Annotated in this window: 21 protein-coding genes and 1 riboswitch; of the genes, 1 reads left to right on the top strand and 20 read right to left on the bottom strand. The window is 41.9% G+C overall.

Annotated features, from left to right (window positions below; genetic code table 11):
- Nucleotides 1-22: 22 nt before the first annotated feature.
- Both PGZ10_RS07350 and PGZ10_RS07345 read right to left on the bottom strand, forming a co-directional pair.
- Entirely contained in the window at nucleotides 23-2,341 is a 2,319-nt protein-coding gene (locus PGZ10_RS07350) for an ABC transporter permease (RefSeq protein ID WP_270541010.1), read from the bottom strand.
- Nucleotides 2,342-2,355: 14 nt separating this feature from the next.
- Entirely contained in the window at nucleotides 2,356-3,054 is a 699-nt protein-coding gene (locus tag PGZ10_RS07345) for an ABC transporter ATP-binding protein (RefSeq protein ID WP_117822769.1), read from the bottom strand.
- 329 nt (nucleotides 3,055-3,383) lie between these two features.
- Here PGZ10_RS07345 and PGZ10_RS07340 point away from each other — a divergent pair, with 329 nt between their 5' ends.
- Nucleotides 3,384-4,712, top strand: a complete 1,329-nt coding sequence (locus PGZ10_RS07340) for an MATE family efflux transporter (RefSeq protein WP_270541009.1) — start codon at nucleotides 3,384-3,386, stop codon at nucleotides 4,710-4,712.
- A gap of 155 nt (nucleotides 4,713-4,867) precedes the next feature.
- On the opposite strand, the gene PGZ10_RS07335 is transcribed toward PGZ10_RS07340, so the two are convergent.
- From PGZ10_RS07335 to glyA, 18 genes are all read right to left on the bottom strand, one after another.
- Nucleotides 4,868-6,241, bottom strand: coding sequence for an NAD(P)/FAD-dependent oxidoreductase (locus tag PGZ10_RS07335; RefSeq protein WP_117834464.1), 1,374 nt, complete (start codon nucleotides 6,239-6,241; stop codon nucleotides 4,868-4,870).
- Between the two features lie 602 nt (nucleotides 6,242-6,843).
- Nucleotides 6,844-7,377 (bottom strand): prolyl-tRNA synthetase associated domain-containing protein, encoded by a 534-nt coding sequence (locus PGZ10_RS07330; protein ID WP_270246023.1) that lies wholly within the window; start codon nucleotides 7,375-7,377, stop codon nucleotides 6,844-6,846.
- 50 nt (nucleotides 7,378-7,427) lie between these two features.
- Nucleotides 7,428-8,018, bottom strand: coding sequence for a histidine phosphatase family protein (locus PGZ10_RS07325; RefSeq protein ID WP_173826070.1), 591 nt, complete (start codon nucleotides 8,016-8,018; stop codon nucleotides 7,428-7,430).
- 57 nt (nucleotides 8,019-8,075) lie between these two features.
- Nucleotides 8,076-8,867: a hypothetical protein gene (locus PGZ10_RS07320; RefSeq protein ID WP_270541008.1), complete on the bottom strand. Its 792-nt coding sequence runs from the start codon at nucleotides 8,865-8,867 to the stop codon at nucleotides 8,076-8,078.
- Between the two features lie 575 nt (nucleotides 8,868-9,442).
- Nucleotides 9,443-12,079: a pyruvate, phosphate dikinase gene (gene ppdK, locus PGZ10_RS07315; protein WP_117822757.1), complete on the bottom strand. Its 2,637-nt coding sequence runs from the start codon at nucleotides 12,077-12,079 to the stop codon at nucleotides 9,443-9,445.
- Between the two features lie 495 nt (nucleotides 12,080-12,574).
- Nucleotides 12,575-13,975: an aminopeptidase gene (locus tag PGZ10_RS07310; protein ID WP_022220665.1), complete on the bottom strand. Its 1,401-nt coding sequence runs from the start codon at nucleotides 13,973-13,975 to the stop codon at nucleotides 12,575-12,577.
- Nucleotides 13,976-14,046: 71 nt separating this feature from the next.
- Nucleotides 14,047-14,868: a 2-amino-4-hydroxy-6-hydroxymethyldihydropteridine diphosphokinase gene (gene folK, locus PGZ10_RS07305; RefSeq protein ID WP_008372039.1), complete on the bottom strand. Its 822-nt coding sequence runs from the start codon at nucleotides 14,866-14,868 to the stop codon at nucleotides 14,047-14,049.
- Nucleotides 14,869-14,881: 13 nt separating this feature from the next.
- Nucleotides 14,882-15,691, bottom strand: a complete 810-nt coding sequence (gene folP, locus PGZ10_RS07300) for a dihydropteroate synthase (protein ID WP_173699319.1) — start codon at nucleotides 15,689-15,691, stop codon at nucleotides 14,882-14,884.
- A 16-nt stretch (nucleotides 15,692-15,707) separates the two neighbouring features.
- On the bottom strand, nucleotides 15,708-16,244 hold the full coding sequence (locus PGZ10_RS07295) for an HD domain-containing protein (protein WP_227084685.1): 537 nt from the start codon (nucleotides 16,242-16,244) through the stop codon (nucleotides 15,708-15,710).
- 4 nt (nucleotides 16,245-16,248) lie between these two features.
- Complete coding sequence (gene folE, locus PGZ10_RS07290; protein ID WP_008372045.1) at nucleotides 16,249-16,803, bottom strand: GTP cyclohydrolase I FolE; 555 nt, start codon at nucleotides 16,801-16,803, stop codon at nucleotides 16,249-16,251.
- A complete protein-coding gene (locus PGZ10_RS07285; RefSeq protein WP_270541006.1) occupies nucleotides 16,797-18,122 on the bottom strand; it encodes a bifunctional folylpolyglutamate synthase/dihydrofolate synthase in 1,326 nt (441 codons plus the stop codon). Before PGZ10_RS07285 ends, folE begins: the two co-directional genes overlap by 7 nt.
- A gap of 80 nt (nucleotides 18,123-18,202) precedes the next feature.
- Nucleotides 18,203-19,606, bottom strand: a complete 1,404-nt coding sequence (gene lpdA, locus PGZ10_RS07280) for a dihydrolipoyl dehydrogenase (protein ID WP_270541005.1) — start codon at nucleotides 19,604-19,606, stop codon at nucleotides 18,203-18,205.
- 14 nt (nucleotides 19,607-19,620) lie between these two features.
- A complete protein-coding gene (locus PGZ10_RS07275) occupies nucleotides 19,621-20,619 on the bottom strand; it encodes a lipoate--protein ligase (protein ID WP_270541004.1) in 999 nt (332 codons plus the stop codon).
- Between the two features lie 30 nt (nucleotides 20,620-20,649).
- Nucleotides 20,650-22,080 carry an aminomethyl-transferring glycine dehydrogenase subunit GcvPB gene (gene gcvPB / locus PGZ10_RS07270; protein WP_270541001.1) on the bottom strand — a complete coding sequence of 477 codons (1,431 nt, stop codon included), beginning with the start codon at nucleotides 22,078-22,080 and terminating at the stop codon, nucleotides 20,650-20,652.
- Entirely contained in the window at nucleotides 22,080-23,393 is a 1,314-nt protein-coding gene (gene gcvPA / locus PGZ10_RS07265) for an aminomethyl-transferring glycine dehydrogenase subunit GcvPA (protein ID WP_270541000.1), read from the bottom strand. Before gcvPA ends, gcvPB begins: the two co-directional genes overlap by 1 nt.
- 24 nt (nucleotides 23,394-23,417) lie before the next feature.
- Nucleotides 23,418-23,795 (bottom strand): glycine cleavage system protein GcvH, encoded by a 378-nt coding sequence (gene gcvH / locus PGZ10_RS07260; protein WP_117555635.1) that lies wholly within the window; start codon nucleotides 23,793-23,795, stop codon nucleotides 23,418-23,420.
- Nucleotides 23,796-24,051: 256 nt separating this feature from the next.
- Entirely contained in the window at nucleotides 24,052-25,140 is a 1,089-nt protein-coding gene (gene gcvT / locus PGZ10_RS07255) for a glycine cleavage system aminomethyltransferase GcvT (protein ID WP_270540999.1), read from the bottom strand.
- A 15-nt stretch (nucleotides 25,141-25,155) separates the two neighbouring features.
- Nucleotides 25,156-26,403: a serine hydroxymethyltransferase gene (glyA, locus tag PGZ10_RS07250; protein WP_270540998.1), complete on the bottom strand. Its 1,248-nt coding sequence runs from the start codon at nucleotides 26,401-26,403 to the stop codon at nucleotides 25,156-25,158.
- A 264-nt stretch (nucleotides 26,404-26,667) separates the two neighbouring features.
- Nucleotides 26,668-26,780: riboswitch (glycine riboswitch) on the bottom strand.
- Between the last annotated feature and the right edge of the window lie 16 nt (nucleotides 26,781-26,796).

Raw genomic sequence — 26,796 nt, 5'->3', positions numbered from 1 at the left:
TTAATTCTCTTCTTTTACTCCCTTACTCTACATTTTTCAGTGCCTCATCCATCGGCACATGTTTAATCCTTCGATATTCTAACATTGCCACAACTGCATAGGTTCCGATCCCGATCAGGAACATTTCCACATAGATCTTTGGATCGATCCAAAGCGCGATCCAGCCGGAAATACTAGTCAGCATCATTTCCCGGAACAGCACATTCATAACTGCTTTCTCAATCGGCAGGCTGAGAAGCAGACAGATGATCACCACGATCGTCGTCGACCAGATATAAAGCCTGCTGATCTCTCCATTGGTATATCCCAGGATCTTCGTCATGGAAATAGCCTGTGCATTTTTCTCAATAATGATCTTGGACAACAGATAGATTACGACCATATAAATTCCGATTGCAAAAGTGTTGACCATCCCCATCATATTTCCCATAGATACATCCAGCTGTCTCGAAATCTTTGTCAGTGCTTCCAGATCAAGCACCGAACCGATGTATTTCCCGTCAATATCCTTGATCTTCGAATCGGAAAAATATCCACTGAAATAATCGTTTCCCAGATCAAAGGTATCATTTAACTGCTTCTGTGGCATAAAGACACAGATTCCGCCGTTGTATTTGTAGATTCCTTTAACCTTGAATGTATACTTTGTCTGTTCATATTTTTCTTTCAACGTGATCGAGTCGCCCGGCTTCAACAGAAACTTCTCTGCATAGGCACTGGAAATATAGACACCGTCACCGTCCTCCAGATCTGCATCGATATATTTACTGTCCGGTTTGATTCCGTACAGGATCACTTCATCTGTCTTATATTTGCTTGGCAATGTTTCCAATGAGTAAGCGCTGAACGCTTCCGCATCTTCATTTTCCGTCTTTGTTCCATAAGAGAACTGTAAAAGTTCCAGCATACTGTCCAGTTTGTTTCCGCTCATCGCACTTACCGGAACCTCCAGCATATACTGGTATTTTGCAAGCATATTGCTCTGGATATCCTGCTGATAGTGCGAAAGAACTGACGGCAGCAAAAGTCCAAAGAACAAAAGCAGATTCGCAAATATGATTCCAATAAAAAGTACGATGTAATTGCTCATATTCTGGAAGATCACACGCAGTCGGAACCGATGGAAGATTCCAAGCTTCGGACTTAGCCGGACTGCTCTTTTCCGCCTGCTTCCAGAAAGATCTCTTCTCAGGAATTTCAGCGGTGAAAGCCTCAGCTTGTAACGGAGGATTCCATAGTTGACTACCAGCATGATCAGCACCGGAACCACCGTTGTCATCCAAAAAGCATCTGCATTCCACACCGTCACATAGGTCGGCAGACTATAGCTTCCATAATACATCCCAGCACATACATTTTTCAGTGCTGTATAACCCAGAATATTTCCGATCACCGCACCGATCAGCGTAACGATCACCGGAAGTGCCATGTAATGTCCGATCAGTTCTTTTCTTGTATACCCGGAAGCCCGCAGAGTTCCGATCACACCTGCTTCTTTCCGGATCGTATTGCTGATCGTGATTCCAAATACAAACGCAATGATCACAATGATCATATAGAGGAGCATTGTGATCATTGCACGGTCACTCCCCATATCATCACCGGTAAATGTAATTGCCTGGTTCAGATACTGTGGCACAAAAGACTCCAGAGTGACTTCTTCCCCCAGTGCTTCCATCAGATCTTCCGACATCTTTTTTTCCTGTTTTTCATTTTCCGGTGCTTTGTCATACACCCAGGAATAACTGTACTGAATCTTATCCTGATTCAGAGATTCAAACTCTTCCGGTGTTACAACCGATACCCCGAATTTGATTGCATCAAACATGCTGTCATTATTGTTCTGGAACAGGCAGCTATAGTCAGACAGTGCCACAAATCCTGTGACTTTCCACTTTTGTGAACCACTTTTCAGTGTATCTCCGACAGAAATCTTATTATTGTCCGCATACATACGGTCAATTGCCATTTCTCCTGCTTTTTCAGGAAGCTTTCCTTCCATCAGGCACACCAGGTTGATCTCTTTCCTGTTTTTGAAAATACGCATGGTACTTCCATTATCCAGTGCCTCTTCCAGATAAAAGTTTTCATACAGTGTCACACCATTTTTCTCGATGTTTTCCTGTTGTGCTTTGGTAATTTTTTTCTTTACCCGGAAATTTCCATCTTCAATCTTGTATTTCTCAAAGCCTTCATTATATGCTTTTATCATGCTTCCGTCAGCAACCAGAAAGCCGGATACAAACCCAATCGTTGCAATCATAAGGATCAGAACCACCAGGTATTTTCCAATTTCTCCCTTCAGTTCTCTCGGAAGCCGTTTTCTCAACGGACTCTTCATAACACGCGTCCTCCTTACCATTCCAGCTCACTTGCAGAAAGTTTATGCTCATTACAGTAATTTTTGCGGATCATTCCATCACGAAGTTTTACCACCCGGTCTGCCATATCCTTGATTGCATCGTTATGGGTAACCATAATAATGGTATTCCCATATTTCTGATTGACTGTTTCGATCAGCTTCAGGATTTCCTTGGATGTCTTATAATCCAGCGCACCGGTTGGCTCATCACAGAGCAGGATGTCCGGATTTTTGACAATTGCACGTCCAATCGCGGTTCTCTGCTGCTGTCCTCCGGAAAGCTGGTTCGGCAGCTTGTTCTGATGTTCATAAATACCCAGCGTTTGCATCAGCTCATCCACATCCAGCGGACGATTACTTAAATAAGCACCGATTTCAATATTTTCTCTAAGTGTCAGGTTTGGAATCAAATTGTACATCTGGAATATATAACCCAGATGCTTTCTCCGGTACAGGGACAGCTTCTTCTCTGTCATATCCTCCAGCTGTTCTCCATCAATCGTAATACTTCCTTCATCTGCCCCGTCAATACCGCCTATAATATTCAGAAGAGTCGATTTTCCGGAACCAGATGGTCCCAGAAGCACACAAAACTCTCCTCTTTCAATTTCCAGATCAAATCCTTTCAGAACATTTACCCGGCTGTCGCCTGTTCCAAACGACTTTTTGATCCCCTTAATCTCTAAAAACATTCCTCTACTCCTTCCTTTAGTTACTCATATCATAGTAATGTTATATTTCATACACTTATGTTAGTTTAGGCTTACTTTTTTGTCAATATTTTAATTGTTATTTTTAAAAAAAGATATTGACAAATGGAAGGAAAATTTTTAAAATAACTATCTGTGTAATTTTATACCAAAATCTTTGTGGATTTTTCTGGATATCAAAATAGATATCTACTTTTCGCCACATAACTTGTTGCATACAGCGACAGTTATGTGGCTTTTTATATATCGGACTTCTGCCCTTTTTTACAGATTTTGTACCTTATGCTTTACATTTATCAGGAGGAATGTTTATGAACCAGACTTACATGAAAGAAAAACCGATTCTGCCACTTCTGATTTCCATGGCTCTGCCAATGGTGATTTCAATGATGGTCAACTCTCTTTATAATATTGTTGACAGCTATTTCGTTGCACGGATCAGTGAAGAAGCAATGACTGCTCTGTCTTTAGTCTACCCGATCCAAAATTTTATCACCTCAGTCGGTGTCGGCTTTGGAATCGGAATCAATGCCGCCATCTCCTTTTTCCTTGGCGCCCAGGATCAGAAAAAAGCAGATGCAGCTGCCACACAGGGACTTTTTCTCTCTGTCATCCACGGTATTGTTCTTACCGTAGTCACAATTGCCGTAATGCCGCTATTTTTACAGATTTTTACAAAAGACATGACCGTTATTCAGATGGGAAATGCCTACTCCCGGATCGCATTTGGATTTTCCATTGTAATCTCTCTTGAAATTACCTGGGAAAAAATTTTCCAGGCAGTCGGACGGATGCGCGTGTCCATGATCTGCATGATGAGCGGATGTATTTTCAATATCGTACTGGATCCACTTCTGATTTTCGGAATCGGACCGTTTCCGAAAATGGGAATTGAAGGAGCTGCACTTGCAACCGGTCTTGGTCAGGTTGTCACACTGGTACTGTACCTTGCCTTTTATTTTACCAAACCGCTTCCGGTGAAAATTCATAAAAGCTGCCACTTAGACCGTGCCATGGCCGGACGGCTTTACGCGGTTGGAATCCCTGCCACTTTGAATATGGCACTTCCATCCCTGCTTATCACCGCACTAAATGGGATTCTCTCCGCCTACTCCCAGGTTTACGTGGTGGTGCTCGGAATCTATTACAAGCTTCAGACCTTCCTGTATCTTCCGGCAAATGGAATCATCCAGGGAATGCGTCCGCTGATTGGATACAACTACGGTGCCGGTGAGACAAAGCGTGTCCACAGCCTGTTTGCCGATACCCTTTATCTGAGTCTTGGGATCATGCTCTTTGGTACCGTTTACTGCCAGCTCTTCCCGGATTCACTGATCGCACTGTTCAGTTCTAATCCGGAAACCATTCAGGCAGGAGGAATGGCACTTCGGATTATCAGCCTCGGATTTTTAGTTTCTTCCGTGTCCATCACAAGCTCTGGTGCACTCGAAGGACTTGGAAAGGGAACACCGTCCCTGCTCATCTCACTGTGCAGATATACGATCATCATTATTCCGGCCGCATTTATCTTAAGCCGGATCTTCGGGGCTTCCGGAATCTGGTACGCATTCGGAATTACCGAATTTGCAACTGCTGTGATCGCCTATATGACTTACCGGCAGGCAACCATAAAAAACTAGGCATATCTGCATCAAAAAGTTCTACTACTTTTTCGATACAACAAAAACCGTAAATCCGGATTTGCTCTTTACAATAATGCAAATCTCCGGATTTACGGTTTTTAATTTTCTCTTTATTTTACTTTTCCATCCCAGTCCGACTTTTTATTTGCAGACTATTCTTCTTCGCTGATAATATGTCTCGCAACATAAACACCACTTGCAGATGCATGGGACAGAGAATGTGTAACACCACTTCCGTCACCGATCACATACAGTCCCTTATGGCAGCTTTCCAGATTCTTATCGATCTCTACTTCCATATTGTAGAATTTTACTTCCACACCATAGAGAAGGGTATCGTCATTTGCTGTACCAGGTGCTACCTTATCCAGAGCATAGATCATCTCAATGATTCCATCCATGATTCGCTTTGGAAGAACCAGACTCAGATCACCAGGCGTTGCTGATAAGGTTGGTGTTACCAGACCTTCTTCAATACGCTTTTCTGTACTTCTTCTTCCACGTACCAGATCACCAAAACGCTGTACGATCACACCACCGCCTAGCATATTGGAAAGTCTTGCGATACTTTCACCATATCCGTTACTGTCCTTAAATGGCTCAGAGAAATGCTTTGCAACCAGAAGGGCAAAGTTGGTGTTGTCCGTCTTTTTTTCATTTCCTTCATAGCTGTGTCCGTTTACTGTGATGATACCGTTGGTATTTTCATTTACCACAATACCGTTCGGATTCATACAGAAAGTACGCACATTGTCCTCGAATTTTTCTGTACGGTATACGATCTTGCTCTCGTAAAGCTCATCTGTCAGGTGTGCGAAGATCACTGCCGGAAGCTCTACACGGACACCAATATCCACACGGTTTGATTTGGTCGGGATTGCAAGATCCTTGCAGACTTTTTCCATCCATTTGCTTCCGCTTCGTCCGACAGAAACCACACATTTCTTACATTCATAAGTGCCATTTTCACATATAATGCGGTATCCGCCATCAGTGATCTCGATTGTCTCAACCGGTGCATCAAAGAAGAAGTCCATTTTATCCTTCATCTGATCATAAAGATTCTGAAGAACGACGTAATTGATATCTGTTCCCAGATGACGTACAGATGCATCCAGAAGATTCAGCTTGTTCTGAAGACAAAGCTTTTTAAATTTTGTTCCGGCTGTGGAGTACAGTTTTGTCCCTTCTCCACCATTTTCCATATTGATCTCATCGACGTACTTCATCAGCTCAACAGCCTGTTTTTTACCGATATACTCAAATAAAGTTCCGCCGAAATCATTGGTGATATTGTATTTTCCATCTGAAAATGCTCCGGCTCCGCCAAATCCGCACATGATCGAGCAGCGTTTGCAGTTGATACAGCTCTTTACTTTTTCGCCATCAATCGGACATTTTCTCTTTTCCAGCGGATAACCTTCTTCAAATACTGCGATCTTGCAGTCTGGTTTCTTTTTCATCAACTCATAAGCAGCAAAAATTCCGCCTGGTCCGGCACCGATAATAATTACATCATACTTCATCCGTATATCTCTCCTTTTATTTGCATGATAAAATGATGATACCAGGGTCAAAAGGTCAGAAAGCCGATGCAAGTTTGCTTGCAAAAGGATTTTTGACCTCTTGACCCGCCAAAAACATGAGTAAGTAGCCATTTTTCAAAGAAAAATGAGCGGATTACGAATGTTTTTGAGGATTGCGAGAGTGCAAAGCACGTAGCAATCTGGTATCAAAGGGGTCAAAATACCTTTTGACCCTGACATCTTATGATATGAGTGTCAAAAGTAAATTTTGCCCCTCACTGGTGTAATCAGATTGCTCCATTGCTAAGCAATTCCCGCAATCCTAATATGTCACATAATAAAACTGCCGTATATCCGTCTGTGTCCAGATGATTATGCACGGCAGTTGTCCTTCTTTTGCACAACCTTTCATATTTTAAGAGAAATCTTTCTTTTCGTCAAGGTGTTTCTTTCTTTTTTTATATGAATTTTGCATGAATTTATTTTCTTTTTTATATAGATTTTGTAATATTTTTCATTATCCAGTTTTTATATTTGCACTGTCAAAAATCTTTCTGTTTCTATATTGCTGTTTCTGCTACCCTTTTCGTTTTCTGGCGGATTTACAGCTTCACAATGGTCGGCTCATGTTCCATTGCCGGAATAATCTTCTCCACCAGATCTTTTGTCCGAAGTCTGAGACTCGATGTATTGATGCATGGATGACATCCGATATATTCTCCTGTAAGCACATCTTCATCGATCAGAAGCCGTACCATCCTGTCCTTATCATTCATCAGTCCAAGCACACTTAAAGATCCCGGCGTGATGTCCAGATATTGTTCCATATACTCCGCTTTTGCAAAAGAAAGTCTGGACGAACCGATCTGCGCTGACAGATCCTTTGTTTTAAACACCTTATCTCCCGGAAGCATCAGTAAATAAAACCGTGTCTCCTGCCGATTGCATAAAAGTAGATTCTTGCAGATCGTCGCCTCCAGCATCCGGTCAATTTCCTCGCATGCTTCCATTGTCATTGCGGCTTCGTGGTCGATTCTCTGGTATACGACTCCAAGCGAATCAAGGACGTCATATACGCGGATCTCCTTGTCCATTCTGCCCTGTGTATCTGTTGGTCTTCCGTTTACTAATTCCATTTCGTTTCCACTTCCCATCTCATCGTATATTCAAGCCACATTATAATATTTTAGGAGAAAAAATACTCACACTTACTCTGCCCACTAAAATACTCTAATTCTACAATTTCTGCAGGTCTTATTTTCTTTATATAAGTAAGTGTTCTAAAAGCCATATCATGTCCTACTAAAATCACCTTATTATAATTTGCATATTTATCGGCCACTCTCTGTATCCTATTTCTCATTTCATCCAAAGTTTCCCACCTTAATTGCTGATTCTTTGGATATGTTCCTTTATTATCATTAAATTCTTTTGTTAAAGCAATCACTTCTTCTGAAGTAGTAATTTGATTTGTTTTATCAACTTGCCATTCATGCAAATCAATTTCAACATTAATTTTCAAACCTGTTTCTCTTGAAATAATTGCTGCCGTTTGTAAAGCTCTAGTATAGGGCGATGATACAATTAATTCTGCTGTTTTTAAACGCTTGTCTTTTGCAGTTTTTTCAGCTTGCTTAAACCCTGTTTCTGAAAGCGGTGCAAAAGAACGTCCAAATCCATAAAATCCTTTTTCTAACATATTACCATAATCTGGTTCTCCATGTCTAATAAGATAAAAAAACGCCATAATCATTTCTCCTAGTTCTTCTTTATCCATCTACTTTCCACAAAATATCTTTAATCCAACATGTTAATTATATCATCCTCCTCAGCTTCATAACAAATATTTTTCTATCAGATTCTCTATTATCTTTGAATTTAATATATTTTGTTCTGTTTCGAAAGTTATGATCAACCGCTCCCCAGGATATATATGATTTATTTGATAGGATTCAATTTTACGCACTGCTGCTCTTGCATAATCCTGTTTATCCATCATTCCTTCATGTTCCCAATATATTTCCCGGTAAGTCTTTCTTGACAAAAATGTAAAATCCGGATACACGGTACCATACCCTTTCAGATGAAGTGGCTTTTCATATTTGTAAAGAATATTCTTTCTATAAAAATAATCTGCTAATATCTTCTCTGACTTTGATCTGACACGTTCTCCCTTCTCAGTAAGAATTAATGGTGTTCCCTCCTTAAACTCTTTCCCATGATATTCTTCTTCATACCATTTTGTAAGCAGCTGATCCCATGTTGGTTCTATCGGTGTTACCAGTAATTGTCTTGCTTTATTCATAGACGTATAAATTTTTTCAATCTCATCATCCGAATAATTTTTTGTTATTCTCTTTATTTGTTTAAGCCTTGCTTCTCCCTTTTTTACCACTGCCTTATTATAACCTTTTTGCGCCAGGCGCTTTGGCAATTCTTTATTATCTCTTGGAATGTAGACTCCTTTGTTATCATCTATACATTGATAATAGCGCGGCTTATTTTTATCTATTGAAATTCTGAGGTGTCCTTCTGGTACTGTTGTATTCAAATCAGCTTTAGCTTGCGTAACAACTTTCTCCAAATGTTCCTGCATCTGAAGAAGCATGTTTTCTAATTCATACATATATATAAACATTTCTCCTTTGCTTTTCCATTTTTCAAATCCTAATCAATTCATTTCGAGAATTTTCTTGATTTATTTCGAATTTTGAAAATTATAATCAACTTATTCCTATAATCTTCTTGATTTATTTCGAGTTTTGTCAATTACAATCAACTCATTTCTGTAATCTTCTTGATTTTCTTTGAGTTTTTGAGAATACAATCAATTTATTTCCATCATCTTCTTGATTTATTTTCATTTTTCCGGTATGCAATCAATCCATTTCTGGAAACTTCTTGATTTATTTTCGTTTTTTGGAATTATAATCAACCTATTTAATTAGACTGTCTTGATTTGTTTTAGCTTGTAATAATTTGCAATCAATTTACTCTTTGCAAAAATGATTTGATAAAAGATTTTTTGATTTGGTGAATTCAGTGTATCATATATATTCTGAAAAGAACAGTAAAATTTTCATTTTAATCATAATTTAATATTTCTAATCTATAACTAGATAAAATAAGAGAGCGTGTGAAAAAACGAAAGTTTTTTTCACACGCCCTCTTATTATTTATTTCTTGCTATACGCAATATGCTTATTTTGCATTCTTCTGAGCGATTGCAGCCTGTGCAGCAGCCAGACGAGCGATCGGTACACGGAATGGTGAGCAAGATACATAATCAAGACCAATGCTGTTGCAGAATTCTACAGAGCTTGGATCTCCACCATGTTCTCCACAGATACCAACGTGAAGTTTCGGATTAACCGGTTTTCCGAGTTCGATAGCCATCTTCATAAGTTTACCAACACCTGTCTGGTCAAGTTTAGCAAATGGATCGTTCTCGAAGATCTTAGCGTCATAGTAAGCGTCAAGGAACTTACCAGCATCATCACGTGAGAATCCGTATGTCATCTGTGTAAGGTCGTTTGTACCGAAGCAGAAGAAGTCAGCTTCTTTTGCGATGTCATCAGCTGTAAGAGCAGCTCTAGGAATTTCGATCATTGTACCAACTTCGTACTCAAGGTCGCTTCCTGCAGCAGCGATTTCAGCGTCAGCTGTTTCTACTACAAACTTCTTAACATATTTAAGCTCTTTGATATCGCCAACCAGCGGGATCATGATTTCCGGTTTAACATTCCAATCCGGATGAGCTTTCTTAACATTGATAGCAGCACGGATAACTGCGCTTGTCTGCATCTTAGCGATTTCCGGATAAGTTACAGCAAGACGGCATCCACGATGTCCCATCATTGGGTTGAATTCGTGCAGAGAGCTGATGATTGCTTTGATCTGGTCAACAGATTTGCCCTGTGCATCAGCAAGTTTCTTGATATCTTCTTCTTCTGTTGGAACGAATTCATGAAGCGGTGGATCAAGGAAACGGATAGTAACCGGATTTCCTTCCAGTGCTTCATAAAGTTTTTCGAAGTCTCCCTGCTGTTCCGGAAGGATCTTAGCAAGTGCAGCTTCTCTTTCTTCTACTGTTTCAGAGCAGATCATTTCACGGAATGCATCAATTCTGTTGCCTTCGAAGAACATATGCTCTGTACGGCAAAGTCCGATACCTTCAGCACCAAGTTCGCGGGCTTTCTTAGCATCAGCTGGTGTATCAGCATTTGTACGAACTTTCATAGTTCTGTACTTGTCAGCCCATCCCATGATTCTTCCGAATTCACCTGCGATTGTAGCGTCTACAGTCGGGATGATTCCGTCATAAATGTTACCTGTAGATCCATCAAGAGAGATTGCATCTCCTTCATGGTATTCTTTTCCACCAAGTGTGAATTTCTTGTTTTCTTCATCCATGTTGATGTCACCACAACCAGATACACAGCATGTTCCCATACCACGTGCAACAACGGCTGCGTGTGATGTCATACCACCACGAACTGTCAGGATACCCTGAGCAGACTTCATACCTGTGATATCTTCCGGTGATGTTTCAAGACGTACAAGAACAACTTTTTCTCCTCTTGCAGCCCATTCTACAGCATCATCAGCTGTGAAGACAATCTTACCACAAGCAGCTCCTGGAGATGCTCCAAGTGCTTTAGCCATCGGTACAGCAGCTTTCAGTGCAGCTGCATCGAACTGTGGATGAAGCAGTGTATCAAGGTTACGAGGATCGATCATAGCAACTGCTTCTTCTTCGGTTCTCATTCCTTCATCAACGAGATCGCAAGCAATCTTAAGAGCAGCCTGAGCTGTTCTCTTACCATTACGTGTCTGAAGCATGTACAGTTTACCATGTTCTACAGTAAACTCCATATCCTGCATATCTCTGTAATGTGTTTCCAGAGTCTTGCATACTTCTTTGAACTGTTTGAATGCTTCCGGGAATTTCTGTTCCATTTCTGAAATGTGCATTGGTGTACGAACACCTGCAACTACGTCTTCTCCCTGAGCATTTGTAAGGAATTCTCCGAACAGTCCGTTATTTCCTGTAGCTGGGTCACGTGTAAATGCAACACCTGTACCACAGTCATCACCCATGTTACCAAATGCCATCATCTGTACGTTAACAGCAGTTCCCCATGAATACGGGATATCGTTGTCACGACGGTATACATTTGCTCTCGGGTTGTCCCATGAACGGAATACGGCTTTGATAGCTCCCATTAACTGTTCCTTTGGATCTGTCGGGAATTCAGCACCGATTTTTTCTTTATATTCTGCCTTGAACTGGTTAGCTAATTCGTGAAGATCTTCTGCTGTAAGTTCAACGTCCTGTTTAACGCCTCTTTCAGTTTTCATCTTGTCGATCAGTTCTTCGAAGTATTTTTTACCTACTTCCATAACTACGTCAGAGTACATCTGAATAAATCTTCTGTAGCAGTCCCAAGCCCAACGTGGGTTGCCTGATTTTTCAGCAAGTACATTGACAACGTCTTCGTTAAGACCAAGGTTCAGGATTGTATCCATCATACCAGGCATAGATGCTCTTGCACCAGAACGAACGGAAACAAGAAGTGGATTCTCTTTATCACCGAATTTCTTTCCTGTGATTCCTTCCATCTTTGTAATAGCTTCCATGATCTGAGCCATGATTTCTTCATTGATCTGTCTTCCGTCCTCATAATACTGAGTACAAGCTTCTGTTGTGATTGTGAAGCCCTGTGGCACTGGAAGACCTAAGTTTGTCATTTCAGCAAGGTTAGCGCCTTTTCCACCAAGCAGGTTTCTCATATCGGCATTACCTTCTGTAAACATGTAAACCCATTTTGTTGCCATTTTACAATTCCTCCTCGTTATTGGTAATTGATATATATAAAACTTGAAAATCACAGTCAGACTGGTAACTGTCTGCTCTTTTCATATCTTATATCGCCCTTAAAAAACGGATTTTACCGCACTAATATTGTAAATGTTTTAACTGTGATAGTCAACCCTTATGCACTTTTTTTCGTACAAAAAAAGTGAATTTATCGAAGAGTTCAATTTCTTCAAGTGATTTCTTCTATAAAAAAAATCTCCGTAATTAAATTTCTTTTATATACTAAAAATTTTGGTAACTGTTCAGAGTCAACCTCCAAAATGCTACGCATTTCGTCGGTGTGGCGTATCCGCCAAATAAAATTTCAAAAACAGTCTGACAAATGCAAGCATTTGACACCTGTGTTATGAAATTTTGCTTGGCTCTGAACAGTTACAAATTTTGTTATTATCAGAAAAAACTCAGGCAAAACCGGACTGTATCCATTGTTTTGCCTGAGTTCTTTTCATCTCTTACATATTCAGAAGGAATGCTCTGTATCCCTTTACTGCTTCATACACATCAGCTTTGCTGCTGACTTCATAAGGTGCATGCATAGAAAGTACAGCAACACCGCTGTCAATCACTTCCATACCATAATTTGCCATAATATATGCGATGGTTCCGCCGCCGCCTACATCAACTTTACCAAGTTCTGCAAACTGGTAAGTAACGCCTGCATCGTCCATCACCTTGCGCAGTCTTGCAAGATATTCTGCATTTGCATCATTGGATCCGCTCTTTCCGCGGCTTCCTGTAAACTTGTTGAATGCAAGTCCCTTTGTAAAGAATGCGGCACTTCTCTTTTCAAATGCTTCTGCAAACATCGGATCATAAGCAGCGCTTACGTCAGAAGAAAGCATTCTTGAATTAGCAAGTGCACGACGTACCTTCAGTTCAGATTCACCTTCTGTAAGTGCAACAAGCTCTGCTACTGTATTTTCAAAGAAACGAGAATGCATTCCAGTTGCTCCGACGCTTCCGATCTCTTCTTTATCTACTAACAGACAGCATCCTGTACGCTTTGCATTTTCCACATCCAGCATAGCGAACAGAGAAGTAAATGCGCAGACTCTGTCATCCTGTCCATAAGAAAGGATCATGCTGCGGTCAAATCCACAGTCTCTTGCCTTTCCGGCCGGAACAATTTCCAGCTCAGCCGATGCAAAATCCTCTTCTTCGATTCCATAGTTCTCTTTTAAAATATGAAGTACGTTAGCCTTGATCGTTTCTTTTTCTTCTTCATCAAGTCCCTCCGCTTTATCAAGCGGACTGTTTCCAATCAGAAGATCCAGCTTTTCTCCTTCAATCACTTCACTTGCTTTCTTTGACATCTGGTTTGCTGCAAGATGAACAAGAAGGTCTGTAATAACAAATACCGGATCAGACTCTTTTTCCCCAATGCTGATCTCTTCTACGCTTCCATCTTTTTTCGCAACAACACCATGAAGTGCCATCGGTCCTGTTACCCACTGGTATTTTTTGATTCCACCATAGTAATGTGTATCCAGATAAGCCATTCCTTCACTTTCATATAATGGATTCTGTTTCACATCAATACGTGGTGAATCGATATGAGCTCCAAGGATATTCATACCGTTTGAAAGCGGTTCTTCGCCCATACGGAACATGGCAAGCATTTTTTCCATGCATACCGCATATACTTTATCTCCTGCTTTCAGGCTCTTTCCTTCTTTCAGAACATCTTTGATATCCTGATATCCTGCTTCTTTCGCCATCTCAACCGCAAGCTTTACGCATTCACGCTCTGTCTTTCCGGCATCCAGGCAGGCTTTGTACTTTTCATTGATTTCATGAAGTTCTTTTTTGGCAGCTTCATCATAAGAGCTCCAGAGATTCTTTTTTTCTTCCATTTCTATACCTCTCTTCAATTCAGTTGGGATTCCCCACAATATTTTTAGTATAATCCTCTCCCGATAAGAAGTCAATTATTACCCTTTAACTTTACAAGCATTTCCGTCATCGTTTCCTTCAAAACCGGATGCCGTTTATGCGGTGCGATCTCACACATTGGTCCAAGCACAAATTCCCTGTTCTGCATATCGATATGTGGTATACATAAATCATCCTCTTCAATGATCTGATCCCCATAGAAAATGATGTCCAGATCCAGTGTTCTCGGTCCCCATCTGCGGATCCGCTTTCTTCCGGCTTCCTGCTCAATTCGGTGTAACAGCTCCAGAAGCTCATGCGGGGTAAGCAGTGTTTCCATTTTCAGAGCCCCGTTCAGGAATTCATCCTGATCCGTCACGCCATATGGCTCGGTTCCGATCAGTTTCGATACCTTTAGGACTCTGCAAAGTTTTTCATTTTTCAGCTCTTCTACCGCATTCTCAATGTATTTTTTCTTGTCACCCATATTCGATCCGAGTGCGATAAACGCTTCATTCCAGCAACGTTCAATCTTCACGGAAACCGTCTCAAGCGGCAGTCCTACCGGTGCCCATGGTTTCTTTACTTCCACCATGACTTTCCGGATCTTCTCATCAAATAATAAGATCTCTTCTGCAAGCTGCTCTGCTACTGCTTCGATCAGCCTGTAATTCTTCTCTTCCATCTTTTCTTTTATCAGATGGGAAATGGTTCCGTAATTCACAGACGCTTCCAAGTCATCTGTTTTTCCCGCCTTGCGTGTATCCACATATAAAATGCAGGAAACCAGAAACTTCTGTCCCAGTCTGTTTTCTTCCGGATACACCCCATGATTTGCAAATATTTCCAGGTTTTCAATTTTTATCTGATCCATCTTTTTCTCCTGCTTACTCTCTTGCCAAAATCACTTCTGTCATCTTGATCGCTCTGCGGTTTTTCTCAGCATCATGAACGCGCACAAATCCATAATGACTCTGTACTGCCATCACGGTTGTGACAAGAGTTCCTTCTTCTCTTTCTGATACCGGCAGATCCAGTGTCAGGCCGATCATGGATTTTCTGGAAGTTCCAAGAAGCATCGGATATCCAAGTCCGTTAAAAAGATCCAGATGCTTCATCACATCCAGGTTCATCTCGTAGGTCTTTCCAAATCCAACCCCCGGATCCAGCATGATCCGGTCATCTTCAATCCCAGCCGCTTTCGCTGTATCTACACACTTCTGCAATTCTGCATACATATCCTTCAGGAAATTCTTGTACACCGCCTCATTTTTATTATGCATCAGACAGCATGCCGCATCATATTTTTTCACAAGACCTGCCATCTTTTCATCGTACTGGAATCCCCAGATATCATTTACCAGATCTGCCCCTGCCTGAAGTGCTGCCTCTGCCACATCACTCTTATAAGTATCAATCGAAACCGGCACATCAAAATTCTTTTTGACAGCCTCGATAACCGGCGCAGTTCTTGTAATTTCTTCTTCTGACGTAATCTGCTGGTGTCCTGGTCTTGTGGACTCTCCTCCGATATCCAGGATATCGGTTCCGCCTTCTAAAAGCTCTTCTGCATGACGCATTGCCGCATCATAACCGTTCCACTTTCCCCCGTCCGAAAAAGAATCCGGTGTTACATTCAGGATTCCCATAATATAAGTATGCTTTGCTGTGTCAAATTCTTTATTCCCAATTTTCATTTTGTTTCCTCGTTTTCTACCAGATGATTTTCTGATTCTTCTTTTCTCCGCTCCAGTTACAGTCCTTCTCAGCCGGACACGTATAACACGCACGGGAAATCTTATCTGCATCATAAAGGATTTCTGCAAGCTGCCACTTATCCTGCCCTGCATTTTCTGTCTCTTCTGCATTGCCCCGGTGACTTAAAATTGCAAAAAGAATCCTGTCCGACTCCTCCTTTGTAAATCCAGTCTCTTCCAGAATCCTTTTTGCAATTTCAGCACTCGCTATCTCATGAGGAACTCCCGCCTTATACTGCTGCCATTTCCCAATATCATGAAGTAATGCCGTCGCATAAATCTCTTCTTTTCCAAAGGCATATCCACGCTCCATCGAAAAAATATACATCAGACGTGCCACGTCCAGAAAATGGTTCATATCATGATGGCAGAATATTCTTTCCTTTTCTGCATCTTTATTCTTTACCAGTCCTTCTATAAAAAGAGGATGCTCATATATTTTCCAGATTCTCTGCATCCTCCTCTGCTCTTCCAGTTTTCGTTTTATTTCCATCGCACTAACCTATCATACGGAAAAACATGTTCTGCAGCTTTTCATTTTCTTCAAATGCACCTCTTGTAACAACACTGACCGTCTTGCTTCCCGGCTTCTTGATTCCACGCATGGTCATACACATATGCTCTGCCTCAGCAAGTACCATTACTCCCTTTGGATGAAGATTCTCCATCAGGGCATCCGCGATCTGTGCTGTCATCTGCTCCTGCAGCTGAAGTCTTCTGGCAAACACTTCCACAGTCCGTGCAAGCTTGCTAAGTCCCACTACCTTTCCATCCGGAATATAGGCAATATGAACCTTTCCGTAAAATGGCAGCATATGATGTTCACACATGGAATAAAACGTAATATCTTTTTCCACAACCATCTCATTGTTTTCTGCTGTAAATGTCTTTTTCAGGTGTTCCGCTGCATCCTCATTCATTCCGCCACAGATTTCTTCATACATTCTTGCAATCCGGTCCGGTGTCTCAGCCAGTCCTTCCCTATCCGGATCTTCACCGATTCCTTCCAGTAAAAGGCGGATTGCCTGTTCTACTTTTTTATGATCTACCATAATGTTCTCTCTTCCTTTTTTCTTTCAAACACGTTTGTTTCCCGTTCAAGTCTTATCACTTCTCCCAGATAAGATAAGGAACCAAACACCAGAACAACATCTTCTTTCCCACATTCTGCTTTTGCTTTTTCAAGCGCATCTGCAATGTTCTCTGCCGGTTCTGACTGTACGTTCTTGGCCTTTAATACTTCACATAATCTCTCTTTTCCCAGATTTCTCTCCCCATTTGGAAGATCGATCGTATACACCTTTGAAAGATACGGAGCCATGATCTCTGCGATTTGTTCATATTCTTTATCTTTAAAAACCCCCATCACACCGACAATCTTTCTGTCCGTCAGATAGGTTCTCACATTTTCCGCAAGTCTTCTTGCGGCATCCCTGTTATGCGCTCCGTCGGCGATCACGGTCGGTTCTTTTTCAAGTACCTGAAACCGTCCAGGCCATGTCACTCCCGCCAATCCCTTTCTTACAGCTTCTTCCGGAATCGGAACACCGCTCCTTCTTAACGCATCCACAGATTCCAATACTGTCACTGCATTGTCAATCTGATATCTGCCAGCCAGGCGAAGACGGATGTCTTTATATTCTCCATAAGAAAAAATCTGTCCATCCATCGTTTCTTCAGAAATCACAGCCTTTTCCGGATGCGACACCACAAGCCGGCATCCGCACTCTCCGGCCTTTTTCTGGAGGATATCGGTCACAGACATCTGCTGTGGCGACGTGACAACTGCCAGACATGATGGTTTTATAATTCCGGCTTTATTTTCTGCTATCTCTTCTAATGTGTTTCCCAACACTCCGATATGATCCATACTGATCGATGCAAAAATACTCAAAACAGTTGTATCTATTACATTTGTCGCATCAAGAAGCCCACCCATTCCGGCTTCCAGAACGACATAATCACACTGTTTTTCTCTGAAATAGAGAAATGCGATCGCTGTTTCTATCTCGAAAACAGTTACGGTGAGATCCGTTTTTTCTTCTACTTTTTCTGCTGCCTCTTTCACCTGAGATACAAAAGGGGCGAGCTCGTCCTCCGCCATCCATTGGCCATCAACCTGAAATCGTTCCATATATCCCATCACGGTCGGAGAACAGTATCTTCCGGTCCGGTATCCAGCCTGCTGCAGGATACCGGAGAGTCCGGCGAGAATCGATCCTTTTCCATTAGTCCCGGCTATATGTATAAATTTCAAATCTTTCTGCGGATTTCCAAGCTCACCCAATAAGCCCTTTATACTATCTAAGCCAAGTACACTTCCGTATTTCGATACATGATCCAAATATACCCTTGCTTCTTCGTATAACATGATTTAATTTTCCTTTTTGTACTTTTCAGCATATGCTGATATCTGAATATTTTATCATATTCCCTTACTGCTGTACAGTTCTATTTCTTTTTCTTTGGTACAACGTGGATCGCTCCACCCTCTGCTTCTTCCAGGGCTTCTCCGATTCCTTCATTATACGTCGGATGTGCACGCATTCCCTTCAAAAGCTGTGCAACCGTCATTTTGTTTGCGATCGCAGTTACAAATTCACCGATCATGTCTGTGGCTCTTGCACACATCATCTGTGCTCCGAGAATCACATCTGTCTCTTCATCTGCCACGATCTTGATAAATCCTCTTTCTTCTTTTGTAATAAGCGATTTACCATTGGCACTCATGATAAATTTACCAGTCTTCACTTTGATTCCCTGTTCTTTGGCTGCATCTTCGGTAATACCTGCTGATGCGATTTCCGGATCTGTATAAACACATCCCGGAACCACATCCAGATTCACAGAAGGTTCTTTTCCCGCCAGCTGTTCTGCAACAACGATTCCCTGTGCACTTGCTGCATGGGCAAGCTGTGCGCCAAAGATCAGATCACCGATCGCATAGACTCCCGGAATACTGCTTTCGAATTTATCATTTACAAGAACACGTCCTCTTTCCATATCCGGAGCAGCACCTTCTGCAAATAATCCGTCGGTATTCGGGCATCTTCCGACTGCACACAGAACATATTCTGCTTCTACAGTCTGTTCTTTTTCTTTTTCAACGAAAGTACATACACAAGTATCCCCTTCCATATGCACACCCTGTACTGCTGCTGATGTATGGCTTTCTACGCCACGTTTCTTCAGGATCAGTTTCAGGTTCTGTGCAATCTCTTTATCCATATTTGGAACCAGACGCGGCATTGCTTCAAGAATGGTAACCTTAGATCCAAGTGCGGAATATACGGTAGCAAATTCTACACTGATCACACCGCCACCGATGATAACCAGACTCTTTGGAACTTCTCTCATCTTGAAGAGTTCATCACTTGTCAGAACTCTCGGAAGATCCATTCCTGGTATTGGAAGAATCAGTGGTTTGGAACCAGAAGCCAGAATGACATTCTCTGCTTCGACAAACTGTTCTTCATTTCCTGTAATCTTAACTTTTTTCCCCTCAAAAAGTGTGCCTTTTCCATAATATCTTGTTACGCCGTTTGCCTGCAGAAGCTGTTCTACTCCCTGAACAAGCTGTCCGGTTGTCTGCTCCTTATATTCCAGTATTTTTTCAAAATCATAAGTAACATCTGATGCTGAAATTCCGAAGCGGTCCGCTTCTTTGATTTCACGATATAATGTCGATGCATGAATCATTGCTTTTGCCGGAATACATCCTCTGTTCAGGCATGTTCCCCCGACTTCTCTCTCTTCGATCACTGCGGTCTTCATTCCAAGCTTCGCAGATTTGATTGCTGCCACATATCCTCCCGGACCGGCTCCAATTACTACTACATCAAACTTCTCGCTCATTTTATTTCATCCTCCTACAGTTCCTCGCCCTGAATCCATTCGATAATGTCTTTCATCATCTCTTCTTCCTGTGGATCATCTGACCAGAACAGCCCCAATTCCGTACAGATACTTTCCTTTCTGTACTTCAGTCCTTTCAGATACTTCGGAAGTGTATGTATGAAATCCGGATTCAGTGCATCCGACCATGCAATTGCATCCTTGATCTTTCCTGATTCTACTGCAAACTGAAGTGTAATTCCTCCCCATCCAAAACGGTGGGAAAGCTCATACTGAAAATCAATTTTTCTGCCATAGAGCCAGTTCCATGAAGAGAAAAATTTCTCTCTTTCTGCAATTACTCCGGTATCAAGGTCTTCTATTTTTTTATCACGTACCTTTAATCCGTATACCTTTTCAAATGACTGCTTAAGTGCCACCTTCAGGTCTTCCATTGTAAGCTCCGGAAGATAATCTCTTAAATTTGTCACTCTGGATTTTACCGAATCAACCCCCTTTGATTTCAGTTTATCCTTTGATACAGTCAGATATCTGGATAAGGTTTCCATGTTTACTCCTACCATGATCGTGCCATGGTGATAGCAATGTTTTTCCTGCTCATAAAACGCATTTCCCGAGAATTTCTTTCCATCGATCAGGATATCGTTACGCCCGGATTTTTCAGCCTTCAATCCAAGGATCCCCATCGCTCCTATGATTACCTGCAGTTGCCGGTTCAGATCATATTCTTCTTTACTGATCAGAAATGTGAAGTTCATATTTCCCAGATCATGGTACACAGCTCCACCACCTGACAGGCGCCTGGCAAGATGACCACCTTCTTCTTCCAGCTTTGTTGTTCTACATTCTTTCCAAGCATTTTGATTCCGTCCGATAACAACTGTATTCTGATTCTGCCACAAATAAAGAATACATTCTTTATCCTCGCAGTGGAGGAGCAAATACTCCTCCACTGCAAGATTTCTATATGGACTGAACTGATTGCTTTCAATATAAGTAATCTTTTCAATCATAGTTTTTCCCTCGCTTTAAGCTATAACTTATTAGTCCTGCCATTCGTATCGCAGATATGGATGTCTTGCTGCTCCAACCTCATCCATTCTTGTAACCGGTGTCGTAACAGGGGCCTGATGAAGCTGTTCGGCATCTGTTTCTGCAATTTCATACAGTTTGCGTAATACTTCTACTGCTTCATCCAGAGTTTCTTTGGACTCTGTCTCTGTCGGCTCTACCATCAGTGCTTCCTCAACGATCAGCGGGAAGTACATTGTCGGTGGATGTATACCGTTATCAAGAAGTCCTTTTGCAATATCCATTGCAGAAATTCCTGTTTTCTTTTTCAGATCTGCAAGACTCATTACGAATTCATGCATACATACCTCGTCATACGCCATTGTATAAAGGTCTTTCAGTTTGTTCATCATGTAATTTGCATTCAGAACTGCATTCTGGCTCGCTTCCGGAATACCTTCGCGTCCCAGTGTCTTCACATAGGTAAGTGCTTTTACGATGACTGTAAAGTTTCCATAGAAGCTCTTCATCTCACCGATGCTCTGTGGTTCTTTTACAAATTTCAATTCTTCTTCTCCATCTACTACATAAGACGGAAGGAACGGAACCAGCATGCTCTTGCATCCAACAGGTCCGCTTCCAGGACCACCGCCACCGTGCGGAGTTGAGAAGGTTTTGTGAAGATTCAGATGGATCACATCAAATCCCATATCTCCAGGGCGAACAGTTCCCATAACTGCATTTAAGTTTGCTCCGTCATAGTAGCAAAGTCCGCCACAGTTATGAACGATCTCCGTGATCTTCAGAATATTCTTATCGAAAAGTCCTACCGTATTTGGATTGGTAAGCATAAGTCCTGCTGTATCCTCTCCGCATATTTCCTGTAATTTTTCAAGATCAACACCACCATCCGGTGCAGATTCAATGCTGACTACCTGGAATCCTGCCATTGCCGCACTTGCCGGGTTGGTTCCATGTGCAGAGTCCGGAACGATGATTTTCTTTCTCTTTTCGTCTCCACGGCTCTTATGATATGCTTTGATCAAAAGGAGCCCTGTAAACTCTCCGTGAGCACCGGCTGCCGGCTGGAATGTCATACGATCCATACCTGTGATCTCGCAAAGCAGATTTTCTGATTCCTTGATGACTTCCAGGCATCCCTGTACCGTATGTGCCGGCTGCAGCGGATGGATCTCTGTGAATCCCGGAAGTGCTGCCATATCTTCATTGATCTTCGGATTGTATTTCATTGTACAAGATCCGAGTGGATAGAAACCATCATTCACACCATGTGATTTCTTTGCAAGCTCTGTATAATGTCTGCTCAGTTCAATCTCAGAAAGCTCTGGCAGATGAAGTTTTTTCTCTCTTTTATCTTTTTCCTGTGGAAGTGTTACTTCTACATCGCATTCTGGCAGTAAATCGCAACCTCTTCCAGGTCTGCTTTTTTCAAATATTAACATTACTGCACCTCCTTCAGAATCTGAACAACTGCATCCATCTCTTCTTTGGTATTCACTTCTGTACAGCACCACAGAATTCTGTGTTCGTCAAGCGGAAATCCTCCAAGGATTCCTTTTTCCTCAAGTGCTGCAAGTGCTTTTGCGGCCGGAACATCTGATACAGTTACGAATTCATGGAAAAATTCTCCTTTGTTCTCGGTCTGGTATCCAACTTTTGCAAGTTCTGCTGAAAGATAATGTGCTTTTGAGGTTGAAAGTGTTGCTGCTTTCTTAATCCCTTCATTGCCCATTGTTGCCAGATAAACGCCTACTGCAAGTGCGCAGAGTGCCTGGTTTGAGCAGATATTGCTGGATGCTTTTTCACGACGGATATGCTGTTCTCTTGCCTGAAGAGTAAGTACATAACCTTTCTTTCCATTGTGGTCTTCTGTCTGTCCGACGATACGTCCCGGAAGATTTCTCATCATCTTCTGTGTTGCAGCCATAAATCCAAGATATGGTCCGCCGAATGCAATAGAAAGTCCAAGTGGCTGTCCTTCGCCAACTGCCACATCAGCTCCATATTCTGCCGGTGTCTTTACTACACCGAGAGAAATCGGATTGACATTCATCACATATTTCGCACCGGCTCCATGTGTGATCTCACCAATCTCGGCTGCTTCTTCCAGATTACCGTAATAGTTCGGATGCTGGATCAGTACACATACTGTCTGTGCATCTACATGTTCCTTCAGATATTCAATATCTGTAAGTCCGTCTTTTTCCGGAATTACTTCTACTTCCATTTCATTTCCGAAGCAGTATGTTTTGATCGTCTCAAGGACATATGGATTCACGGTAGCTGAAACAAGTGCTTTGCTGCGTTTTCTGTCACGGCACATTGCCACACCTTCTGCGGATGCTTCTGCGCCATCGTATACGCAGGCATTGGAAATATCCATTCCTGTCAGATCACAGATCATGGTCTGATATTCAAAGATCGACTGCAGGATTCCCTGGCTGATCTCTGCCTGATAAGGAGTATATGCAGTTAACAAATTTTCTTTTGAAATCACGCTCTTTACTGTTGCCGGAATAAAATGCCGGTAAGCGCCTGCACCGCGGAAAATCGTCTTAAAGACCTGATTCTTTGCAGCAATATTTTCCATATCACGACGTACTTCTAATTCTGTTTTTCCTTCCGGAATATTAAGACCGCCCTGGATCTTTACTTCTGCCGGAATATGTGCGAACAGATCATCAATTGTCTGAAAACCGATTTCTTTCAGCATTTCCTGACGCTGTTCTTTTGTATTCGGTACATAGCTTCCCATGAATGGTTCACCGCCTTTCCCTGATTATTCTTCGCTTGCTACAAATGCCTCATATTCTTCTGCTGAAAGAAGTTCCTCTGTTCCGGATACATCTTTTACTTTGATAAACCATGCATCATACGGAGCGCTATTGATCGTTTCTGGTGCGTCAAGAAGTTCTTCGTTGATTTCTTCAACTTCTCCAGTTACCGGTGAATATACATCTGATACCGCTTTTACAGATTCAACATCTCCAAATACTTCTCCTGCCTCTACACTGTCTCCGGCTTCCGGAAGATTTACAAATACGAGATCACCGAGTGCTGACTGTGCATAATCCGTAAGACCAATTGTCCAGACTCCGCCTTCTTCTTTTACCCATTCGTGTGATTTTGTATATTTTAATTCTGCTCTTACTTCCATGATTTTAATCTCCTTTTCTTTTCAACTGCCGGTCGCCTTTTCCAAACACTCTCTATCGCTTTTTTCTGCGACCGGACTGTTAATCTATTTTCGTTATTATTTTCTTGTAACTGTTCAGAGCCAACCTCCAAAATGCTACGCATTTCGTCGGTGTGGCGTATCCGCCAAATAAAATTTCAAAAGCAGTCTTACAAATGCAAGCATTTTACACCTGTTTTATGAAATTTTGCTTGGCTCTGAACAGTTACATTTTCTTTTATTTTGCTCTCTTATAGAACGGAAGCTGCACAACTTCTGCTTCCACTCTTCTTCCACGTACATCTGCTTCTACCTTGTCGCCAATTGCTACGCTTCCGGCATCAACAAGTGCCATGGCGATCGGATATCCAAGATAAGGGCAATGCGTTCCGGATGTTGTATGTCCGATCTTCTGATCTCCAGCATACAGATCCTGATGTTCACGGATGATTCCTCTTCCTGTTACTTTAAGACCAATTCTTTCGATCTTTGGTGTTCCTCTGTCTTCCATGGCTTTCTTTCCGATGAATTCGTCTTTCTTCATCTTAACACCGAAGTTCAGACCTGTTTCAAGAGGTGATACTTCATCATCCATCTCATGTCCGTAAAGAGGCATTGCTGCTTCCATACGAAGTGTATCACGAGCACCAAGTCCACAAGGGATTAGTCCCTCTTCTTTTCCTGCTTCAAGAAGTGTCTCCCACATCTTTTCTGCCAGATCACTTGCCAGGTAGATCTCTACACCATTTTCACCGGTATATCCTGTCTTGGATACGATGCAAGGCATTCCGGCAACTTCTGCGCCAAATACTGCATGATAATATTTCTTTGGAATATTTTCTTCTGTTGTAAGTTTTCTTAAGATTTCCATCGCCTTCGGTCCCTGAAGAGCGATCTGTCCATACTGGTCGGATACATCTGTAAATGTAACCTCTCCTGACTGATGTGCGAGCATCCACTGATAATCCTTATCCTTGTTTGCTGCATTTACTACGATAAAATAGTGATCATCTGATCTTTTGTATACGATCAGGTCATCTACAGTTCCACCGTTCTCGTTACACATCAGGCTGTATCTTGCCTGTCCGTCTACCATATTTGTAAAATCGTTTGTAAGGATGTGCTGCAGATTGACAAGAGCATCTTTTCCTTCACAAAGGATTTCGCCCATATGAGATACATCAAAAAGTCCTGCCTGTGTACGTACTGCCATATGCTCTTTGATCACGCCTGTCTCATACTGAACCGGAAGAAGGTATCCGGCAAACGGCACGATCTTTCCACCTGCTTTTACATGAGCGTCATAAAGGGGTGTTTTTAATTCCATTATTTTTTCCTCCTGTTATTCATAAAGTGGATATTTATCGCAGATCTTTGTAACTTCGGCACGGATTTCATCTGCTTTGGTATCAAAGTCTGTAATCGTCATCTTGATCAGTTTTGCGATGGTCTTCATATCTTCTTCTTTCAGACCTCTTGTTGTAACAGCCGGTGTTCCGATACGAACTCCACTGGTCACAAACGGGCTTGCAGGATCATTCGGAACTGCATTCTTATTAACTGTGATGTAAACTTCATCCAGTCTGTTCTGAAGTTCTTTTCCTGTGATGTTCATGTTCTGAAGATCTACCAAAATCAGATGGTTGTCTGTTCCACCACTGACAAGGTTGAATCCTTCTTCAACCATGGCTTCTGCAAGTGCTTTTGCATTCTTGACAACCTGTTCCTGATAGGTTTTGAATTCCGGTTTTAATGCTTCTCCAAAGCATACAGCTTTTGCTACGATAATGTGCATCAGAGGTCCGCCCTGTGTTCCCGGGAAGATTGCTTTGTTGATCGCTTTTGCATATTCTTCTTTGCACATGATCATTCCACCACGAGGTCCTCTGAGTGTCTTATGTGTTGTTGTTGTAACTACATCAGCATAAGGAACCGGGCTCTGGTGAAGTCCTGCTGCAACAAGACCTGCAATGTGTGCCATATCTACGAAAAGATAAGCTCCAACTTCTTTTGCGATATCTGCAAAAATATCAAAACGGATCTCTCTCGGATAAGCCGAAGCTCCTGCTACGATCATCTTCGGTTTGCATTCATGTGCAAGCTTTCTGATCTCATCGTAATCCAGAACACCGTCATCATTGACATTGTAAGGTACGAAATTGTAAAGGATACCGGAAAGGTTTACCGGTGAACCATGTGTAAGATGTCCGCCGTGTGCCAGGTTCAGTCCCATAACTGTATCGCCTGGTTTGATCAGCGCCTGATATACAGCTGTATTCGCATTTGCTCCTGAATGTGGCTGTACACATACATGGTCACATCCAAATAATTTCTTTGCACGTTCGATTGCAAGATTTTCAAGAATATCTACATCCTCGCATCCGCCATAATAACGTTTTCCCGGATAACCTTCTGCATACTTGTTTGTCGGTACAGTTCCCATCGCAAGCATAACTGCTGGGCTTACGATATTCTCTGATGCGATCAGTTCAAGGTTTCTACGCTGACGGCCAAGTTCTACCTGCAGCGCTTTCCCTACTTCTTCATCACATTCAGTAATGTAATTTGTTACATCTTCAATTCTGTTCATTCTCTTTTACCTCCTTAGAACCAACTACCTTGTCTTTTTTGCTCCCTTTTCGGTGTGCTAAATTCAGAATTTTATCGTTTATATCTGTATTTTTCCGAATATTCCACTTTTTAGGGTACAAAAAAAACAGGCAAAAAAGTTTTCGTCATTGAAATCTTTTTTGTCTGCCTCTGTCCGTTCACCTGAAAGATCACCCAGACTTTTGCGCTATATAGTCCAGACTACTTCTTCGGTACAATACATATATATTGTTCTCCAGAGTGTTGTCCGAATATGTTCCTTTTGCCTGAGAGTTTCTGCCTGCCCCTTCGGCTCATGCTATACATTAAATAACGGTGCGCGCCGTCTGTACAACAAGTATCTCACATATTCATCTTCCAACCTTAACGTTAA

The sequence above is a fragment of the Coprococcus sp. AF102-57 genome (assembly GCF_027686195.1).
Classification (GTDB): Bacteria; Bacillota; Clostridia; order Lachnospirales; family Lachnospiraceae; genus Allocoprococcus; species Allocoprococcus comes.
This window is presented reverse-complemented; position numbering and strand designations above follow the sequence as displayed.

Excerpts from the sequence above, each read along its gene's own strand:
- PGZ10_RS07350 (WP_270541010.1), bottom strand. The coding sequence starts at position 2,341 with ATGAAGAGTCCGTTGAGAAAACGGCTTCCGAGAGAACTGAAGGGAGAA.
- PGZ10_RS07345 (WP_117822769.1), bottom strand. The coding sequence starts at position 3,054 with ATGTTTTTAGAGATTAAGGGGATCAAAAAGTCGTTTGGAACAGGCGAC.
- PGZ10_RS07340 (WP_270541009.1), top strand. The coding sequence starts at position 3,384 with ATGAACCAGACTTACATGAAAGAAAAACCGATTCTGCCACTTCTGATT.
- PGZ10_RS07335 (WP_117834464.1), bottom strand. The coding sequence starts at position 6,241 with ATGAAGTATGATGTAATTATTATCGGTGCCGGACCAGGCGGAATTTTT.
- PGZ10_RS07330 (WP_270246023.1), bottom strand. The coding sequence starts at position 7,377 with ATGGAATTAGTAAACGGAAGACCAACAGATACACAGGGCAGAATGGAC.
- PGZ10_RS07325 (WP_173826070.1), bottom strand. The coding sequence starts at position 8,018 with ATGGATAAAGAAGAACTAGGAGAAATGATTATGGCGTTTTTTTATCTT.
- PGZ10_RS07320 (WP_270541008.1), bottom strand. The coding sequence starts at position 8,867 with ATGTATGAATTAGAAAACATGCTTCTTCAGATGCAGGAACATTTGGAG.
- ppdK (WP_117822757.1), bottom strand. The coding sequence starts at position 12,079 with ATGGCAACAAAATGGGTTTACATGTTTACAGAAGGTAATGCCGATATG.
- PGZ10_RS07310 (WP_022220665.1), bottom strand. The coding sequence starts at position 13,975 with ATGGAAGAAAAAAAGAATCTCTGGAGCTCTTATGATGAAGCTGCCAAA.
- folK (WP_008372039.1), bottom strand. The coding sequence starts at position 14,868 with ATGGATCAGATAAAAATTGAAAACCTGGAAATATTTGCAAATCATGGG.
- folP (WP_173699319.1), bottom strand. The coding sequence starts at position 15,691 with ATGAAAATTGGGAATAAAGAATTTGACACAGCAAAGCATACTTATATT.
- PGZ10_RS07295 (WP_227084685.1), bottom strand. The coding sequence starts at position 16,244 with ATGGAAATAAAACGAAAACTGGAAGAGCAGAGGAGGATGCAGAGAATC.
- folE (WP_008372045.1), bottom strand. The coding sequence starts at position 16,803 with ATGGTAGATCATAAAAAAGTAGAACAGGCAATCCGCCTTTTACTGGAA.
- PGZ10_RS07285 (WP_270541006.1), bottom strand. The coding sequence starts at position 18,122 with ATGTTATACGAAGAAGCAAGGGTATATTTGGATCATGTATCGAAATAC.
- lpdA (WP_270541005.1), bottom strand. The coding sequence starts at position 19,606 with ATGAGCGAGAAGTTTGATGTAGTAGTAATTGGAGCCGGTCCGGGAGGA.
- PGZ10_RS07275 (WP_270541004.1), bottom strand. The coding sequence starts at position 20,619 with ATGATTGAAAAGATTACTTATATTGAAAGCAATCAGTTCAGTCCATAT.
- gcvPB (WP_270541001.1), bottom strand. The coding sequence starts at position 22,080 with ATGTTAATATTTGAAAAAAGCAGACCTGGAAGAGGTTGCGATTTACTG.
- gcvPA (WP_270541000.1), bottom strand. The coding sequence starts at position 23,393 with ATGGGAAGCTATGTACCGAATACAAAAGAACAGCGTCAGGAAATGCTG.
- gcvH (WP_117555635.1), bottom strand. The coding sequence starts at position 23,795 with ATGGAAGTAAGAGCAGAATTAAAATATACAAAATCACACGAATGGGTA.
- gcvT (WP_270540999.1), bottom strand. The coding sequence starts at position 25,140 with ATGGAATTAAAAACACCCCTTTATGACGCTCATGTAAAAGCAGGTGGA.
- glyA (WP_270540998.1), bottom strand. The coding sequence starts at position 26,403 with ATGAACAGAATTGAAGATGTAACAAATTACATTACTGAATGTGATGAA.